Below are 18,688 nucleotides of genomic sequence, written 5' to 3'. Positions count from 1 at the left end.
TCTACCGCTGACTAAGTGAATAAAGTTCAGCAAAATGTCAGTTAAATAAACTTTCCGTGAGCAAAGACTCTAAAGCGCTATGAGCGATGAGTCAATATGCAAGAATTGAGTTAGTTGATTTTAGGTCGTTGCTTGCTTTCGGCAAGCTCCCTATACTTACCCGCTATGACTAAAAAAACTCCGGCAAAATCTTCACGTAAGTCCCCGACTCAAAAGAAAAAAACATCACAATCTTCCTTTTTGAAGAGGCTGTTCTGTGCCCTTTTTAAATGGGGGGTAATTATTGCTTTGATAGGAAGTATTCCTTTCGCTGGTTGGGTATGGTGGCTAAATGGGCAAGTTGTTAGCCGTTTTGAAGGGCAGAAATGGCAAGTGCCTTCAGAGGTCTACAGTGCACCTGTTATATTATCAAGTGGAGCACCTTGGAAAAAGCAAGACCTCGAAAGTTTATTGGAAGAAACTGGTTACCGATTTGGTCGAAATAGTCAAAACGTTGGCTGGGCTGCTCGTAGTCAAACGAAAGTCAGTGCACATTTGCGTTCCTATGTTGATCATTTGGGATTTCATGAAAGTGAAAGGCGTATTTTTTCGTTCCAAGATGGTCGCTTAGTTATTCAAGCATTGAATGGTGATGAAATAGACGAGGCAAGGATAGAGCCTCAGCGTATTGGCTTCTTGTATGGCGGTAATACAGAAAGCCGTCAAATTTTAACATATGATGATATTCCTAAGCCCCTGATTGATATTTTGATTGCGGTAGAGGATCAGGATTTTTATCAGCATTGGGGAATTTCTCCGACTGGTATTGCGCGAGCTGCGCTAGTTAACTTAACTCATGGCTCACGACGCCAAGGTGGCTCTACCTTAACTCAGCAGCTTGTGAAGAATATGTATTTGAGTTCTGAGCGAACTTACACGCGAAAGCTGACTGAAGTGGTGATGAGCTTACTGCTTGAGTACCATTATTCGAAAGAGGCCATTATCACGGCTTACATGAACGAAGTGTATTTAGCTCAGTTGGGCAGCAGTGCCTTGCATGGTTTTGCTGCGGCTAGCCAGCATTTTTTTGGTCGCCCGTTGAATGAACTAAATATCGATGAATTTGCTCTGTTAGTTGGTATGGTTAAAGGCCCATCTCTTTACAATCCTGAGCGATCTCCAAATCGTGCAAAAGATCGCCGTAATACCGTACTGGCTATATTGAAAAACCAAGGCCGTTTATCTGATGTTGATTACAATAGCCTTATAAAGCAACCTATCCGACTTGCTGATAAGCAAAAAGAACGCTCAGTGTTTGGCGATTATTTAGATTTGGTTGCTATGCAATTGTCGCGAGATTTTGATGAAACTACTTTAGCGACGAAAAACTTACGCATTTATACTGGGGTCGACATACGAGCACAGCGAGCGGCAAGTTTAGCGATGCAGCGTCAAGTGGCAGCATTGGAAAAGCGTGATCCTAAATTAAATGGTCTGCAAGGCGCTATGGTTGTTACGGATAGGCTGAATGGGCAAGTACGTGCCGTGGTTGGTTCTAGTGGACAGCATTATACTGGTTTTAATCGAGCGTTAGGGGCGGTTAGGCCTATCGGTTCATTGGTGAAACCACCGCTTTATTTATCTGCGTTAGCAACTGGACGCTATACATGGTGGACTGAAATTGAAGATAAAAAACTGCGCTTTAACATAGGTGGTCAGGTTTGGGAACCTGAGAACTACGATAGAAGAACTCATGGTGTCGTACATCTTTATGAGGCGATGGCGAAATCCTATAACCTAGCGACTGTTTCATTAGCACAGCAAATCGGTTTTGATCGAGTGGGTGATACCTTGCGACAGTTGGGTGTAAAACGACCTTTTACTATGCATCCAGCGATGGCTCTGGGAGCACTAGAATTATCTCCCTTTGAAGTATCTCGTCTATATCAACCTATTGCCTCTCAAGGAAAGAGTAGTGAGTTGGGGGTCGTGCTTGCTGTTATGGATCAGAAGGATCAGCTCATGAAGCGATTTGATCAGCATAATGATGTGCCTTTTACTGATGCCTTACTTGCTGTGACCTTGGATGGTATGACAAAAACACCAAAAATCGGTACAGCTAAGGCGGCTCAAGCTGCTTTTCCAGATCTAAATTTTGCGGCTAAAACGGGAACAACAAACCAGCAAAAAGACAGTTGGTTTGTCGGAATCACTGGTGATTATTCGTCTACGGTATGGCTTGGTGATGATAATAACGTACCGTTAAGCATTACTGGTAGTAGCGGCGCATTAAAAGTGTGGGTGGATTTCACCAAAAATGTAAACTCGAGGTCTTTACCTGATACTTTGCCTAACGGTGCCGCTCGCTACAATGTCTTAGATAGTAAGTTTGAAATCGCGGCAGACCGCTGTAAAGACAAGACACCGCTAGCGTTTATTTTAGGTACTGAGCCAAAAGATAGTACTTCATGTTTTTGGCCTTTCTAAATTCATATATATGAAACTAGAAAAGAAGATTGATAATTGTTTAGTTCTTATATAGCCTTTTAGGCTGTTGAAAATAAACAGATTACTTTCATTTTTAAAGTTAAGTAATTGTTGTTGAAGGTTATTGGTGCCTTTATGGACTTAGGATATTAAGGCGATTTGGGAAAAGTTGTCGAGATGAGAAGTGAATTAAAATGCTTCTTAGAAATAACACCACCTTATATATGCAAAAGAAAAAAGCTTCGCTTATCGTTTGAATTTTATTTGTAAGGGAGTGGCGCTGTATGCGGCTGCACACACACATGGTTTGCTGTTTATTAGCGGTGACTTTTTTTAATACTGATATCGCTTTCGCACAAGACGACTTGTCTTCTTGTGCCTCTCTTACGGCATCTGGTAACTCAGAATACCCTCCTTTTTTGTGGCGAGAAACGTCCACTTCAACAGAGTTACATGGCGTTAATCGTCTTATCATTGATGAATTAAGTCGTCGTATTGATATCCCTATTAGACTTATTCATGTTGGGCCTTGGTCACGAGCTCAAGGTGAAGTGAAGAATGGTCGTGTTGATCTTATGGCTGGTGCTTTTTATACAAACGAGCGAGCCGATTATATGGATTATTTCACGCCAGTGATGTTACATACTGCAAGTGTGGTTTGGCAGCGTAAGGACAAACCTTTTTCATTTAGTCGAAAAGAAGATCTGGTTGGAAAGTGGGGAGTGACTGTTATTAATAACAGTTTTGGACAAGAGTTTGATCAATATGCTCAACATAACCTTAATATATTGGCGGTAGCCAGCTTGTCACAAGCGTTAAGGATGTTGGCTGCGGATCGAGTAGATTATGTCTTGTATGAAAAAAATCCAGCGCATGCTTATGCAACTATGTTGGGTTTGTCTGATGCCGTCATTCCTGTATTGCCTTATATCAGCAGTGAAGGTTTGTATCTGACTATGTCTAAGAAGTCACCTTGCAACGTTAACGGTGTTAAGCGCAAGATTGCTATTGCTTTGCAGGAAATGAAACAAGAAGGCTTCACTGAACAGGCAGTACTTGATGGTGTACAGGAATGGGAAGCCCGTAGCCGAGCAGGTATAACTCTAAAGTAAATGTTAATTTAAATGAATTAAAAAGGGATATATGATGAGATATCCCTTTGTTTTTATTGATTACTTTTGATGAATCAGTGATTCATAGAGGCGAATCCATTGATCTGTCACTACATCCCAACTGTAGTCATAACTCATCGCATTTTTTTGTTTTTCTCGCCAACGATTAGTATCATAGAAACACTCCATACTGCGCTCCATCGCTGCTTGTAAAGCCATTGTTGAGGCTTCCTTAAAGACAAAACCATTCGCACGCTCACCTTCTTCGAATACCGTATCAGCTAAGCCACCAGTTTGTCTTACTATGGGTAAAGTTCCGTATTTAAGTGCATAGAGTTGCGTCAAGCCACAAGGTTCAAAACGTGACGGAATTAGTAGCGCATCGATACCTGCTTGGATACGATGAGAATAATCTTCAAAGTATCCGATACGAACTGAGACTTGGTTTGGGTAATTATTTTGAAGTTCTAAATACTGAGATTCTAAATATTTATCTCCTGAACCTAATACTACAAGTAGAGCGCCTTTTTCTAACAGAGTTGGCATAACTTGCAAAACAAGATCTAATCCCTTTTGTTCTGTTAGTCGGCTAACAACACCAAATACTGGCTGGTTGAGGTCTTCTGATAGACCATTTTCCTGTAATAAAGCGAGCTTGTTAGCCTGTTTTTGACTGAGTGTGTCTATACCGTAATTATGTGGGATTAGAGCGTCTTTCTCTGGTGACCATTGATCGTAGTCGACACCATTTAAAATGCCAACTAACCTGTCTTGCATCGCTCTGAGTGTGCCATCTAGACCGTCTCCATACTCTGGGGTGAGAATCTCTTTGGCATAAGTGGGACTGACTGTGGTCACAGCGTTCGCGTAGACTAGTCCAGCTTTAAGGCCAGAGAATCGGCCATAAAACTCCATGCCGTGCATACTGAGTAATTCTGGTGATAAGTGCATGGCGGAAAATTGATTCATATCAAAACTACCGTTATAACGTAAATTATGTACGGTCGTGACAACTGGGATGTGTTCAACTTTCCAACTTTCAAGATAAGCAGCAGCAAAACCCGTTTGCCAATCATTTAAATGAAGTATATCTGCCTGCCAATCCATAAGGTGTCCATGAAGTGCTAACGTAGCTGCAGCCCATGATAGCGCGGCAAATCGTATATGGTTATCTTCAAAGTCTATGCCGCTTTTATCTACATAAGGCCCGTCTTCACGTTCATACAGTGCTTGGCATTGTAGTAACCAAATTGGTGTATCGTTTTCGGGGATATGAGTTTCAAGAAGTAACAAATCTCCAACGCCAAATGGATTTCCTAGGTTGATACTCTTTTGAATTGGCGCTACCTTTTCGAGTATGCCTTGGTAAGCAGGCATGATAAGTTTGACATCGTGGCCTTTTTTTCTCAAAGCAACGGGTAGGGCGCCAGCTACATCGGCTAAGCCACCGGTTTTAATTAGGGGGTAAATTTCGGAGGCAGCAAATAGTATTTTCATTATTAGGCATCTTATTGATTTGGAATAGTGATAAGAGTATACCTAAATGAAACTTCGAATAGAGTGTGTTGATAAAAATTTTAAGGGCATCACATGGATTTAAATACGGCGCGTATGAAAACTCTGTCCATTATTCTAGCCGGTGGACGTGGTTCAAGATTAAAACAATTAACAGATAATCGTTCTAAACCTGCAGTACCTATTGCAGGTAAATATAAAATTATAGACTTTCCGCTATCTAACTGTATCAACTCAGGCATGCGTCGTATTGCAGTCCTAACTCAATACCGCTCCCATACTCTAAATCAACATGTTCAAAGGGGTTGGAACTTTCTTCGTTCAGATTTCAACGAATTCATTGAGCTATGGCCTGCTCAGCAGCAGACTGGCAGTGATTGGTATCGTGGTACTGCAGATGCTGTTTATCAAAATTTGACCATGATTGATGGCCTAGAAAGTGAGTATATTTTGATTCTTGCCGGTGACCATGTTTACAAGCAAGATTACAGTCTCATGCTACAAGATCATATCGAAAGCGGAGCTGATGTCACTGTGGCTTGCATAGAAGTGCCGCTGAAAGAAGCTGATCAATTTGGCATCATGCACGTGGATGAAAACGACAATATTATTGCGTTCGAGGAAAAACCTTCGAATCCTCCCACTATGCCAGGTAAGCCGGATGTATCGCTTGCGAGCATGGGGATTTATATTTTTAACACTAAATTTTTATCTGATAATTTGCGTTCTGATGCGAGTGACGATGCATCGAGCCATGACTTTGGTAAAGACTTAATCCCTTTGTTTGTTGGTCGCAGTAAAATTAAAGCCCACCATTTTGCTAACAGTGTCATTGACAATAAGAGCTATCCAGATGAGCCTTATTGGCGTGATGTAGGGACTTTGACGGCCTATTGGGAAGCTAATATGGACTTGACTCGTTTGGTTCCTGAATTGGATTTATACGATGAAGAGTGGCCGATTCGTACTGCCCAATATCAGCGTCCAGCGGCTAAGTTTAATTACAATTACGAAGAACGAATTGGCACCGCGCTGAATTCTGTGGTGTCCGCGGGTTGTATTGTATCTGGCTCAACGGTTGAGCAATCCATCTTATTTAATAATGTTCGAGTGAACTCTTATTCTCATGTTAATAAGTCGGTGATATTGCCTCGTTGTGATATTGGTCGACATTGCCGCTTGAATAAAGTGGTCGTGGATTCTGATTGTTGTATTCCTGAAGGTACTGTTATCGGTGAAGATCCGGTTGCTGATGCAGCGCGTTTTTATCGAAATTCAGATGGTATTACCTTGGTGACACAGGGCATGATCGAGGCATTATCTGACTAGTTTTTTGATGATTTAGTTCTGTTTTATGTGATGAAAAACCGCTGTTTTAAGCGGTTTTTTTATACCTAAATTAAGTGATAAAAGCGTATTTTATTTTGTGGATGGTTGTTTTTTATTTAACTATTGTTCTGCTAGTGCTTGAAAAACGATAAATTGGGCGCATTAGTAGGGTTTAGATTTTTAGTTATTGGATTGAATGTCGGTTATCCCCGTAACCTGTGGATAACCCTATTGGTGAATCTTTGATAACTTACGCAAAACCAGTCACTATGCTGCTTTGGTCATGGGTGTTCATTTCTTCTGCAGTCTTTGATTTAACGTATGTTATTTGGCTAATGTGTTTATATTTTCACCTGAAAATGAGGGCGTTTTATGTTTACGGGTATTGTTCAGGGCAAAGCGACTGTTCAGGCAGAGAGTCAGGTCGGTCGAAATAAGCGTCTTGAAATAGTTTTTCCTGCTGGGGTTATGCTGAGCCAGCAACTTGGTGCCAGTGTGGCGATAAATGGTGTTTGTCTTACGGTGGCGGAAATTGGTCATGACGTACTAACGTTTGATGTTATTGATACCACTTTGGCACTCACCAATATTGGCTTGTTGCAGACTGGAGATGTCGTTAATTTTGAGCGCGCGGCAAAAATGGGTGACGAGATTGGCGGTCATGTTATGTCCGGGCACATCATGACGTCTGTCACCGTATCACGCATCGAAAAAATTGAAGAAAGCGTTCATATTCGTTTTACGACTGATCGCCAAAATGAAGTAGACGCTAGACGTTACTTATTCAATAAAGGCTATGTCGGTTTAAATGGCGCAAGTTTGACGATCAGTGATATTGGCAATGATTGGCTAGAGGTTTCTTTGATTCCTGAAACCCTAAGATTAACGACGTTTAGTAGTTTGACGGTTGGCGATAAAGTGAATCTTGAAATAGATGCGCATACACAGGCAACAGTCGATACCGTTGAGCGTATTTTAAAAGAGCGAGGGATTGTCTTACCTTAAAGACAAATTTCACTTGAATTACTGAGGCTCTATCTTGTTTGATCTCTGAAATAAATGGAGTCCGCGCTCGATTTTCGGTAGAATGCTCGCCAATTTCTATCCTGAATACTTGTTGATAAGTTTTTTCATTGGGCTGGCATGATGATGTTAGCTGACTAATGCGCTATTTAGACTAAAAAATGTGCATATGTGACTCATTTATCAACAGGTAATCATTCAAATATCGCTTTTAAAGTGTGAGTAAATAGTGTCTTCCAATAATCTTAAGCACATACGCAATTTTTCTATAATTGCCCATATTGACCACGGTAAATCTACCTTAGCCGATCGCTTTATTCAGACTTGTGAAGGTCTGAGCGAACGTGAAATGTCAGCTCAGGTTCTCGATTCTATGGACATCGAGCGTGAACGAGGCATTACCATCAAGGCGCAAAGTGTAACGCTTGACTACCATGCGAAAGATGGCCAAGTTTATCAATTGAACTTTATCGATACGCCTGGACACGTGGATTTCTCTTACGAAGTTTCTCGCTCACTTGCTGCCTGTGAAGGTGCATTGCTAGTGGTTGATGCTGCGCAAGGTGTTGAAGCTCAATCTGTTGCTAACTGTTATACCGCAATCGAGCAAGGCCTCGAAGTTATGCCAGTATTGAACAAAATCGACTTACCTCAGGCTGAACCAGAACGTGTTAGTGCTGAGATTGAAGAGATTATTGGTATCGATGCGATGAATGCCGTGACTTGTTCTGCAAAAACAGGCATGGGTGTTGATGATGTTCTGGAACGTTTAGTTGCGACCATTCCACCACCAGAAGGCGATGTCGATGCGCCGCTTCAAGCACTTATTATCGACTCTTGGTTTGATAATTACTTAGGTGTGGTTTCTCTTGTTCGTATCAAACAGGGTACTTTACGCAAGAAAGACAAGATTTATATTAAATCTACTAAGCAGTCTCACCCTGTTGATATGGCAGGTATTTTCACACCAAAACGTAAAGAAACTGGCGTGTTGAGAGCGGGGGAAGTGGGCTTCGTTGTTGCGGGCATTAAAGACATTCATGGTGCACCAGTGGGGGACACCATTACTCATGCTTCGACGCCTAATGTGCCTCAGTTAGCGGGTTTCAAGAAAGTAAAACCACAAGTTTATGCTGGTTTGTTCCCTGTTAGCTCTGATGATTATGAAGACTTTCGTGTCGCTTTGAATAAGCTGACATTGAATGACGCGTCATTGTTTTTTGAACCAGAGAGCTCCGATGCTTTGGGCTTTGGTTTCCGTTGTGGCTTCTTGGGTATGCTGCATATGGAGATCATCCAAGAACGTTTAGAGCGTGAATATGACCTTGATTTGATCTCTACAGCTCCAACCGTAGTGTATGAAATTGAACTGAATAATGGTGACGTGATCAATGTAGACAGTCCGTCAAAAATGCCCGATCCAGGTACCATTAAAGAAATGCGTGAGCCTATTGTGGAAGCCAATATATTGGTGCCACAGGAATATTTAGGTAACGTTATTACTTTGTGTATTGAAAAGCGTGGCGTTCAAAAGGACATGTTATACGTTGGTCGACAAGTGCAATTACGTTACGAATTACCAATGAACGAAGTGGTAATGGATTTCTTCGATAAATTGAAATCGTGTAGCCGTGGTTTTGCGTCTTTGGATTACAGCTTTTCTCACTTTAGTGCTGCTCCTCTATGTCGTTTGGACATTCTGATCAACGGTGAGCGCGTAGACGCATTGGCGCTTATTATGCACAAAGATAATGTGCAGTTTAAAGGCCGTGCCCTATGCGAAAAAATGAAAGACTTGATTCCTCGTCAGATGTTTGATGTGGCGATTCAGGGTGCAGTTGGCGCGAAAGTGATTTCACGTACCACGGTTAAAGCACTGCGTAAAAACGTTATTGCCAAGTGTTACGGTGGTGACGTGAGTCGTAAGAAGAAATTGTTACAGAAACAGAAAGACGGTAAAAAACGTATGAAACAGGTTGGTAACGTTGAAGTGCCACAATCTGCTTTCCTTGCGGTTTTGCAACTAGATAGCTAGCCAGATAATCAACAGGTGTGCCAATGCACACCTTGGTGGAGAAATGAACTATGGGTTTTGATTTCGAATTGATACTGGCCATTGCGTTTTTGGTGACAGGTGTCTTCTGGGTTTACGACCGCATTGTGTATTTACCAAAGCGTAAAGTTGTTTTAGCAAATATGGCGACAGAAGCGCGAACCGCTTTGAGTAAAGATGCTCAGCAGCGATTGGCTGAAACACCTAAGTTTGTTGTGGAAGTGAAGTCATACTTCATTATTATTGCGGTTATTTTTGGTCTACGTTCTTTTGTTGTTGAACCTTTTCAGATTCCATCCGGTTCCATGCTGCCAACGTTAAAAATAGGCGACTTTATTCTGGTGAATAAATTTGATTATGGTCTTCGTTTGCCAGTTCTAAATACAACTATTATTCCTACTACAGAGCCAAAACGTGGGGATGTGGTTGTTTTTAAATATCCTCGTGATCCTAGTCTAAACTACATTAAGCGTCTAGTTGGTCTGCCTGGTGATCAAGTGAGCTATCACAATAAGGTTTTGACGATCAATGGTCAGCAAGTTAGTAAAGAGTTTTTAGCTAAGTTGCCCGTGTCATTGAACCCAGACCAAGAGCCTGTAGACTTGTTTAGTGAAAACTTAGGTGGTGTACAACACGATATTTATAATAGTTACCGATTTACTCCCCATGAAGGTGAATGGACTGTACCAGCAGGGCATTACTTTGTGATGGGTGATAATAGAGATAATAGCGCTGATAGCCGATTTTGGGGTTTTGTCCCAGATGAAAACATGAAAGGTCGTGCCTTTTATGTTTGGCTGCATTGGGACAATTTTTTTAGTATCCCAAGCTTTAAAAATAACGGTTTGATTGAATAAGTATTTTTGGAGACATTTTGAGTTCATTGTATCAGAAGCTGAGTCGGCGAATTGGTTACTTTTTTGCTGACCTTGGACTGCTTGAACTGGCGCTAACGCACCGTAGTTTTGGTGGAAAAAATAATGAGCGCCTTGAATTTTTGGGTGACTCGATTCTTAATTACGTGATAGCGGAAGATCTTTTTCACCGTTTTCCAAAAGCCAAAGAAGGCGAACTAAGCCGTTTGAGAGCCTCGTTAGTAAAAGGCGATACTTTAGCTGAATTGGCCAGAGAGTTTGAATTGGGTGACTACCTTAAACTAGGTGCTGGGGAATTGAAGAGTGGTGGTTTTCGACGTGACTCTATTTTGGCAGATACCGTAGAAGGGATTATAGGTGCCATGTATTTAGATGCCGGCATGGATGTTTGTCGCCAGCATATATTAGCGTGGTACAAAGAACGTTTGGATGCTACGTCGCTAAAGATTGTTACTAAAGATGCTAAAACTCGTCTACAAGAATTTTTGCAAGCTCGTAAGCATGCGTTGCCTCAATATGATGTGGTTAATATTGTAGGTGATCCCCATGATCAGACTTTCTATGTTCATTGTCACATTGAACTCTGTGAAGAGTTTATTGAAGGTAAGGGTAATAGCCGTCGAATTGCAGAGCAAAATGCAGCTGCAAAAGCATTGAAAAAACTGGAAAAGAAAGATGTCTGAAGTTGAAGTTACGCACTGTGGTTATATTGCCATTGTTGGGCGCCCAAATGTGGGTAAGTCAACTTTGCTTAATCACATCTTGGGTCAAAAATTATCTATTACTTCACGTAAGCCACAGACAACACGTGATCAGATTCTTGGTGTGAAAACCGAAGGTCACGTTCAGGCTATTTATGTTGATACACCTGGACTGCATTTAGGTGAAACCAAAGCCATTAACCGTATTATGAATAAAACTGCAGCAGCGGCATTGAAAGATGTTGATGTGGTGTTGTTCGTTATTGATGCTGATCGTTGGACTGAGGAAGATGAATCAGTTCTTCAAAAGGTCAAACATGCGCGCTGCCCTGTTATCTTGGTAGTGAATAAAGTGGATCAATTGGATCAGAAAGAAGATCTATTACCACGTTTGGCTAACTTATCTGATCGTATGAATTTTGCACAGATAGTGCCTATTTCAGCGTTGCGTAATAACAACTTAGATCGTTTGGAGCGCTTGGTAGAAAGCTATATTCCAGAAGGGGTACAATTTTACCCTGAAGATCAGATTACCAACCGTAGCTCACGATTTTTGGCAGCTGAAATAGTACGTGAAAAAATCACTCGTCAGCTTGGCCAAGAAGTGCCTTATGAAGTGGCTGTGCAGATTGAGGAATTTGTTTACGAAGAATCTGCTATTCATATTAGTGCGTTAATTTTGGTTGAGCGAAATGGTCAAAAGCGCATAATTATCGGCGAACGTGGCGATAAAATTAAGCTTATCGGTAAAGAAGCTCGTATTGATATGGAGAATTTATTTCAGCATAAAGTGATGTTGAATCTCTGGATCAAAATACGTTCTGGTTGGTCCGATGATGAGCGAGCGTTAGCCAGTTTAGGTTATCAGGAAGAATAATTCCGATGCGCGTTTCTGCGTATGTGATTCATACTCGCCCTTTTCAGGATAGTAAAATCCTGCTTGATATGTTAACACTTGAGCAGGGTTTGATTAGGGGGGTATGGCGATTACCAAAAAAAGAGGCTCGGGTCATACCTGGGCCTTTTTTATGTTATGAAATGGAGTTTTCTGGCCGCAGCGACTTAAAAACGGTGAAAAGCTTGGAGTCGGTAAAGTCGGCGTCTTCTTTGGAAGGCTTACCTTTATATGCGGCGCTGTATGTGCATGAGTTACTTGAGAAGCTGTTACCGATTAATCTTCCACTGCCTGATGTTTTTGAGCTCTATAAATGGCTGATTGAAAGCTTGCATGCAGGGGCTCCGATAGCGCCTTTATTAAGACGTTTTGAGGTTGGTTTGTTTTCGGAGTTAGGTGTTGGTATTAATATGATATCAACTGGTCGAGGTGAGGTGCTTGAGGCACGTCAGCTGTATCAATTTCATTATAAGTTTGGTCTACGACCCTATTATGGTGAGATACCTAAGCAAATGCCGATGTTGTTTGTCGAAGGGCAGGTTGCGCTCGATTACTATGCTGGCAAGTGGATGGATAAGCAAGTTTTAAGTCTTGCAAAAGAGTTACATCGTAATTGGTTGGATAGTTTGTTGAATGGCAAACCTATTGTTTCTAGGCGTTTGCTACCAAAACAGCCTTTTCAGGGGGAACGGCATTTAGGAGTGCCTATTTTTCGTGCTTTGTGAAGATTGGTCCTATAAAGAGGTGAGTGTTTGATTATCGGAGTTGGAACTGACTTAGTTGAAATTGCTCGTATTGCTCAGTCAATTGAGCGTTTGGGTGAGCGATTTATTGATAGGATATTGACTGCTGCAGAGAAAGAACGTTGGCTACAAATTAATAATCTAGATAAAGCAAATGCCTACGTTGCGAAGCGTTTTGCTGCAAAAGAAGCTGCAGTTAAAGCGTTGGGAACAGGTATTGGTTCAGGTGTTAGTTTTCAGCATTTTAGCGTTAGTAACTTGCCTTCTGGTCAGCCGGTTCTTACCGTTGATGAAAGTATCATTGCTCGTTATGACTTCCCTGTATCGTGGCATCTAAGTTTAACCGATGAAAAAGCTTATGCTCAGGCTTTTGTCGTTCTTGAGTCTAAATAGTTGAATCTAAATAGTTAAGTCTAAATAGTTGAATCTAAGTGCTGAGGCCAAGGAATAAGCTGTCTATGGCTTAGTAGCTCTTCTATTGCTTCAATAAAGTCTTCCGCTACGCCGTCAGCGTCTTCCAAGCCTAACTCTTTTAGGTGTGTTTCTAAAAATCCAGCATGGCGTGCAATGTTGATGGTGCCAGTATATTTAGAGGCGCCATGTATTCTGTGTACTACTTCAATGAGTTTTTCTGTGTCTTGGTTTTCTAAGTGATGTTGGATGAGTTTTTTCTCAGCATCTAATGAGTCTGCCAGCATATCAAACATCTCTTTTGCAATGTTGGTTTTGCCATCGACAATTTCAAGTGCTTTTTCTAAATCGAAAATACCAATTAGCTTGTCATCTACTTGATCTTGAAAACTTTTTGTATTTAAGCGCCAAGTTTCGATGGTACTAAGAAGAAGTTCTTCATTAATAGGCTTAGTTAGATACGCATTCATACCGCTTGCGAGTATTTGTTGTTGTTCAGACCCTAAGGCGTGAGCGGTTAGTGCAATAATGGGTGTGTTTTTATAGTTTTCTATTTGTCGGAGTTGTCTTGTGGTTTCCATGCCGTCCATTTCAGGCATTTGTATGTCCATAAATATTTGATCAAAGCTTTCGCTCATTGCCATATCGATGGCTTGTCGGCCGCTATAGGCTAAAGATACTTCGATGCCGATAGGGACTAGCCAGTGTTTTAGTAATTGTAAGTTTATTGGTGAATCATCGACTGCAAGAATTTTGAGACCACTAATTTTTTCCTGTAGTACATTTATTTGATGCTGTTGGGGTTGTTGAAGTGTAGTTGAGGCGTTTCTGTTATTAAGGTATTGCAATGCGTTGTAAAGACGATCATGGCTAATAGGTTTAAGTAGAATGTCACTACATAGTTCTTTTAAATCAGGATAATGAGCAATTTGGCCGGGAGGCTGAATCATTAAAATACATGGAATAGAAAATTGTTGCGTAGAATAGGTAATAAGCTCGCGAGCTTCGGCAACACTTTGCTCATCAGGCATAACACTTAGTAGAATAGCGTCAATGGTGTCATGCTGCTTATTTAGTAGAGCTACCATTTGTTCTAAGTCCGAACAGGCTGTACAGCTAACACCAATGCTTTGTAAGTAGTTGGTCAGATAGCTTTTATAAGTCGCGCTAGGTTCTAGTAGCACTGCATGACGATTTAGGGCGCTTTTATCATTGCTTAATTTTGGCGACGTTTTTAGATTGATAGTGAATCGGAAGGTTGAGCCTATGCTTGGATCGCTGCTAACTTCAATTTTGCCATTCATTTGCTCAACCAGCTTTTTGGTAATAACTAACCCAAGTCCAGTTCCACCAAATTGTCTGGTGGTGCTGGTGTCTACTTGTGAAAAAGGCTTAAAAAGGCGGTTGATTTTATGTTCGGCAATACCTATGCCTGTATCTATAATCTGAAAAGATAAAGTGATTTCTTGTGGGCTTTGTGAAGCGATGGATACCCTTGTGCGAACTGACCCTTGGTGGGTAAACTTAATCGCATTGCCAATCAAATTTGTTAAAATTTGGCGTACTCGTGTGCTGTCTCCAACAAACCATTCTGGCACATCCTGGTTGAATTCTGGTACTAAATCGATCTGTTTTTCTTTCGTTAGCAAATTGATGCTGAGGATTTGATATACATCATCTAATAATGTTTTCAGATTGAAGTGGTTGCTTTCAAGATTGAGCTTACCAGCCTCAATCTTTGAAAAATCCAATATATCGCCAATGATGGTAAGTAGGCTATTGGTCGATTGTTCAATGGTGTCCACATAAAGTCGTTGCTGAGTATCTGTAATGTCTTTCTGCAGTGTTTTTGTATAACCGAGAATCGCGTTTAATGGAGTACGAACTTCATGGCTAATATTGGCAAGAAATTGTGATTTTAAACGGTTTGATTCCATTGCTTCGCGATTTGCTATATGTAGCTGCGCACTTTTTTCTTCCATGCTATCCATGCTACGGCGAATATCTTCCGTTGACTGCTCAATGCCTGCAATCAGTTCTTCATTGTGATGTTCTAATCTTTCTGTTAAATCAAGCAGGTCTTTTTGGAGTGCTGCGTACTCTGGTGGTAATTTCATTAACTTGGCACTAGAAAATTGACCTTTAACCAATTTGTTTAGCGCAGAAGAGAGCCTATTTATTGGCAGAGTTAATGTTCTTGATAGATGAAATGCACCTAAAATAACCAGTATATTAAAGATAAGCAGAATAAAAATAATCAGGCAGGCGTATTGGTATTTTTCTATTTGAATTGCTGATTTGTTAGCTTCAATTTTTACCCAGCCGATTAAACTGCGCTGGTCTACAGTGTTGAATAAGTCTGCTTGAGTGTTAAAAGTGCCATTAAGAGAGTTGTTGGTGTAATGAATGGCGCTAATCGATTCTATGTATTTATCATATTGTTTTATATAGCTATTTTCTGGAAAATTGGTGTCGCTTGATTCTGGCGCTTTACCAAGTTCTGCTATGAGTTTTTGTTCGCTATTAAAAAGTTGAACACTACTTATATCTTGATTGTTTAGTGCATTTTGTAATATCCGATACATCATGTTTTGGTCGGAAAAAACAATGGCATATTCGCTGGTTGTAGCGACTTGTTCAGTGATATGTGAGGTGTGCTCGTATAAATTACGATTTAGATCACTAAAGCGAGTAGATAAGAGAAAAGTGCCAGCTAGCAATGAGACTACGAAAACAGGTGCAAATAATGCCCAAAAAAGTTTACTGCTTAGTCTTAGAGTTGGTAGGTTTGAGAAAGGTGATTTCTTCATACTAAGAATCTAGTCTGTTGGTTAATAGCAGGATAGATTGCCTTGGTCTTTACGGTCATTACATTCTCTTTCATAGTTGCCGCATATATGTTGTTCGCTGCTAGATGGAGAGCGAATGTAAGCACACTCACGCCACTTTTTTCTGAGTTCTAGATTGTTCAGTCCAGTGAGATCTTCGTTGGACTTGTCACAGCTACTGATCATTAGTAATAACAAAAGTAGGGTGAAAATGCGTGTTATGAGCATATCTTTTACTCTAGAATGCGATATTGAAACTAAGTTTATAACGCTTTCTTATTGTACTGTTTAGCGTAAGTGTTCTTAAATAGGCTTAAAGTGTTAAGTTTCATTCCCTAAGTCATCAATGTCAATGAAGTTTTTTATGATCCAATACCCTAGTATCGAGTCCTTAATCGGGCAAACACCTTTGGTTCGCTTGCAGCGCATCAACCCAAATCCAAGCAACACGGTTTTATTAAAGCTTGAAGGACAAAATCCTGCAGGTTCAGTAAAAGATCGTCCTGCTTTAAATATGATACTTCAGGCAGAACTTCGCGGTGATATAAAACCGGGCGATAGTTTAATCGAAGCAACCAGTGGTAATACTGGTATCGCGTTAGCCATGGTGGCAGCTATTAAAGGCTATAAAATGCACTTGATCATGCCTGACAATATGAGCCAAGAACGTAAGTCTGCGATGACAGCTTATGGGGCAATATTGCATCTGGTGACAAAAGAAGAGGGTATGGAAAGAGCGCGAGATCTTGCTCAAGAAATGCAAGATCAAGGTGTTGGTATTGTCTTGAATCAGTTTGCGAACCAAGACAACCCCAACGCCCACTATCTAACAACTGGGCCAGAGATTTGGCAGCAAACACAAGGCACAGTGACGCACTTTGTAAGCTCCATGGGAACCACGGGGACTATCATGGGTGTTTCTCATTACCTGAAAGAGCAGAATAAAGACATTCAGATTGTTGGACTGCAACCACAAGACGGTTCCAGTATTCCTGGTATTCGTCGTTGGCCAAAAGAGTATTTACCGTCTATTTTTGATGAAAGTCGAGTGGATACTGTCATGGATGTGTCTCAACAGGCTGCGGAAGTGACGATGCGTCGTTTAGCAAAAGAAGAAGGTATTTTTTGTGGTGTTTCTTCTGGTGGTTCTGTTGCCATTGCATTGGAGTTATCTAAACAGCTCAATAATGCGGTGATCGTGGCAATTATTTGTGATCGTGGTGATAGATATTTGTCGACAGGTGTTTTTGATAGCTAAGTGACTTTTGTCTGTGACATCTCATCAGGGTATCAGTACCTTTCAATTATTTAAGGCTCGCTTTCACGTACTGTTCTGTATTCAGATGCGATAGAATAACCGCGCATTTATCCTATTTATCCCAAAAAGAGAGTCGGGAATAAGAGAGCCACTTTTGAGAAGAAGAACATCCCCACGTCGAACAGCAACCTCTAAGCCGCAGTCGATTGGTCCAATACAGACCTTCGAAGTGGACGGTTTGACGCATGAAGCAAAAGGCGTTGCTCGTTTCCAAGGTAAAGTAACTTTCATTGAAGGTGCTTTACCAGGTGAAACAGTCGAGGCGCAAGTTAATAAAGCAGGGCGCAACTTTGATGAAGCTGTTTTAGTAAATATCATTGAGCCGAGCGTTTATCGAGTTGAGCCCTCTTGCCAGCATTTTAATGTCTGCGGCGGTTGTAGTTTTCAGCATTTAGCTGATGAGCAACAGCTAAATGCAAAAGCCGATTGGTTGCAAGGACAACTGCGTAATCTGATTACAACTCAAGAACTTGAACAGCTATCAGATAAACCTATGGGTTATCGTCGGCGTGCTCGTATTGCGATTGAGCTCAAAAAAGGTCGTATGGCATTGGGTTTTCGTGGTAAAGCATCTAAAGAAATCATCTCGATTGATCAATGTGTTGTGCTTGCTCCTAATTTGCAAAGTATCTTCCTTTCACTCAAGCTCGCGCTGTTAGAAAATGATTTGGCGGGTGTGCTAGGTCATGTGGAATTGCTTGAAGACACTAAAGGTGTTTCGGTGTTGTTTCGACTAACGTCTTCAATATCCGATGAACTTAAAAATGCATGGGAAGACTGGGCCGAAAAAGAGCAGGTCGCTTTATATTGGCAAGCACCAAAAGCGGGCAAGGCGGAAGTGGCGCCTGAAAAAATGCGCTATTATGATCTTGTTGACTTAAGGTTGAAATATCACCCGCAAGACTTTATTCAAGTAAACGCTACTATGAATCAAAAGATGGTTGCGCAAGCAATGAGCTGGTTAAGTCCAAGTAAGCAAGATGTTGTATTGGATTTGTTTTGTGGTGTGGGGAATTTTTCTTTACCGTTGGCGCAGCATGCACAATCAGTCATTGGTGTTGAAGTACAAGAAACTATGGTTGAAGCCGCGCGAGAAAATGCGCGAGTTAATGGTTTGGATAACCTGTCGTTTGTGGCGGCGGATTTGACTAAGCCTGTGAATAATGAACTTTTTAAGCAGACCATTACCAAAGTATTGTTGGATCCACCTCGTGCTGGGGCGTTTGAGTTTTTAGACAGCATAATAAAAATTGGACCGACGCAAATATTGTATGTTTCTTGCAATGCTTCTACTTTAGCTAGGGATGCCGAGTATTTAGTTGCAAAGGGATATCGTGTTTTACGTGTTAGTTTGATGGATATGTTTCCGCAAACCTCTCATGTAGAAACGATGATGTTATTGCAAAAAAAGAAGTAAAT

General features: G+C 41.1%; 14 protein-coding genes. 12 read left to right on the top strand and 2 right to left on the bottom strand.

What is annotated here, in order from left to right; translation table 11 throughout:
• Nucleotides 1–288 precede the first annotated feature (288 nt).
• Both CCS02_RS13935 and CCS02_RS13930 read left to right on the top strand, forming a co-directional pair.
• A complete protein-coding gene (locus CCS02_RS13935) occupies nucleotides 289–2,466 on the top strand; it encodes a transglycosylase domain-containing protein (protein ID WP_232617055.1) in 2,178 nt (725 codons plus the stop codon).
• 284 nt (nucleotides 2,467–2,750) lie between these two features.
• Nucleotides 2,751–3,578 (top strand): substrate-binding periplasmic protein, encoded by an 828-nt coding sequence (locus CCS02_RS13930; RefSeq protein ID WP_100185993.1) that lies wholly within the window; start codon nucleotides 2,751–2,753, stop codon nucleotides 3,576–3,578.
• A 60-nt stretch (nucleotides 3,579–3,638) separates the two neighbouring features.
• On the opposite strand, the gene glgA is transcribed toward CCS02_RS13930, so the two are convergent.
• Nucleotides 3,639–5,075 (bottom strand): glycogen synthase GlgA, encoded by a 1,437-nt coding sequence (gene glgA / locus CCS02_RS13925; RefSeq protein ID WP_100185994.1) that lies wholly within the window; start codon nucleotides 5,073–5,075, stop codon nucleotides 3,639–3,641.
• Nucleotides 5,076–5,168: 93 nt separating this feature from the next.
• Between glgA and glgC the strand changes: the two genes are divergently transcribed.
• The 8 genes from glgC to acpS all read left to right on the top strand — a co-directional run bounded on the left by glgC (nucleotide 5,169) and on the right by acpS (nucleotide 13,105).
• Complete coding sequence (glgC, locus tag CCS02_RS13920) at nucleotides 5,169–6,422, top strand: glucose-1-phosphate adenylyltransferase (protein WP_100185995.1); 1,254 nt, start codon at nucleotides 5,169–5,171, stop codon at nucleotides 6,420–6,422.
• A 372-nt stretch (nucleotides 6,423–6,794) separates the two neighbouring features.
• A complete protein-coding gene (locus CCS02_RS13915; RefSeq protein WP_072839608.1) occupies nucleotides 6,795–7,427 on the top strand; it encodes a riboflavin synthase subunit alpha in 633 nt (210 codons plus the stop codon).
• A gap of 247 nt (nucleotides 7,428–7,674) precedes the next feature.
• A complete protein-coding gene (gene lepA / locus CCS02_RS13910; protein ID WP_072839609.1) occupies nucleotides 7,675–9,480 on the top strand; it encodes a translation elongation factor 4 in 1,806 nt (601 codons plus the stop codon).
• Nucleotides 9,481–9,530: 50 nt separating this feature from the next.
• Nucleotides 9,531–10,355, top strand: a complete 825-nt coding sequence (gene lepB, locus CCS02_RS13905) for a signal peptidase I (protein WP_100636888.1) — start codon at nucleotides 9,531–9,533, stop codon at nucleotides 10,353–10,355.
• A 17-nt stretch (nucleotides 10,356–10,372) separates the two neighbouring features.
• Nucleotides 10,373–11,056 (top strand): ribonuclease III, encoded by a 684-nt coding sequence (gene rnc, locus CCS02_RS13900; protein WP_072839611.1) that lies wholly within the window; start codon nucleotides 10,373–10,375, stop codon nucleotides 11,054–11,056.
• On the top strand, nucleotides 11,049–11,951 hold the full coding sequence (gene era, locus CCS02_RS13895; protein WP_072839612.1) for a GTPase Era: 903 nt from the start codon (nucleotides 11,049–11,051) through the stop codon (nucleotides 11,949–11,951). The genes rnc and era overlap by 8 nt, the downstream gene beginning before the upstream one ends.
• 5 nt (nucleotides 11,952–11,956) lie before the next feature.
• On the top strand, nucleotides 11,957–12,694 hold the full coding sequence (gene recO, locus CCS02_RS13890; protein ID WP_072839613.1) for a DNA repair protein RecO: 738 nt from the start codon (nucleotides 11,957–11,959) through the stop codon (nucleotides 12,692–12,694).
• Nucleotides 12,695–12,721: 27 nt separating this feature from the next.
• The gene (gene acpS / locus CCS02_RS13885; RefSeq protein WP_100185996.1) at nucleotides 12,722–13,105 is read left to right on the top strand and encodes a holo-ACP synthase; all 384 of its coding nucleotides are present in this window, start codon (nucleotides 12,722–12,724) and stop codon (nucleotides 13,103–13,105) included.
• Nucleotides 13,106–13,125: 20 nt separating this feature from the next.
• On the opposite strand, the gene CCS02_RS13880 is transcribed toward acpS, so the two are convergent.
• Nucleotides 13,126–15,933: a response regulator gene (locus CCS02_RS13880; protein WP_100636887.1), complete on the bottom strand. Its 2,808-nt coding sequence runs from the start codon at nucleotides 15,931–15,933 to the stop codon at nucleotides 13,126–13,128.
• A 382-nt stretch (nucleotides 15,934–16,315) separates the two neighbouring features.
• On the opposite strand from CCS02_RS13880, the gene cysM reads away from it, so the two are divergent.
• Nucleotides 16,316–17,209: a cysteine synthase CysM gene (cysM, locus tag CCS02_RS13875; RefSeq protein ID WP_072839616.1), complete on the top strand. Its 894-nt coding sequence runs from the start codon at nucleotides 16,316–16,318 to the stop codon at nucleotides 17,207–17,209.
• Nucleotides 17,210–17,363: 154 nt separating this feature from the next.
• Entirely contained in the window at nucleotides 17,364–18,686 is a 1,323-nt protein-coding gene (gene rlmD, locus CCS02_RS13870; protein WP_100636886.1) for a 23S rRNA (uracil(1939)-C(5))-methyltransferase RlmD, read from the top strand.
• Nucleotides 18,687–18,688 lie beyond the last annotated feature (2 nt).

The organism is Marinomonas sp. ef1 (genome assembly GCF_002806845.1).
In the GTDB taxonomy this organism is placed as follows: Bacteria; Pseudomonadota; Gammaproteobacteria; order Pseudomonadales; family Marinomonadaceae; genus Marinomonas; species Marinomonas polaris.
Note: the sequence above shows the minus strand (reverse complement) of the source record. Positions and strands in the feature narration are given on the sequence as shown.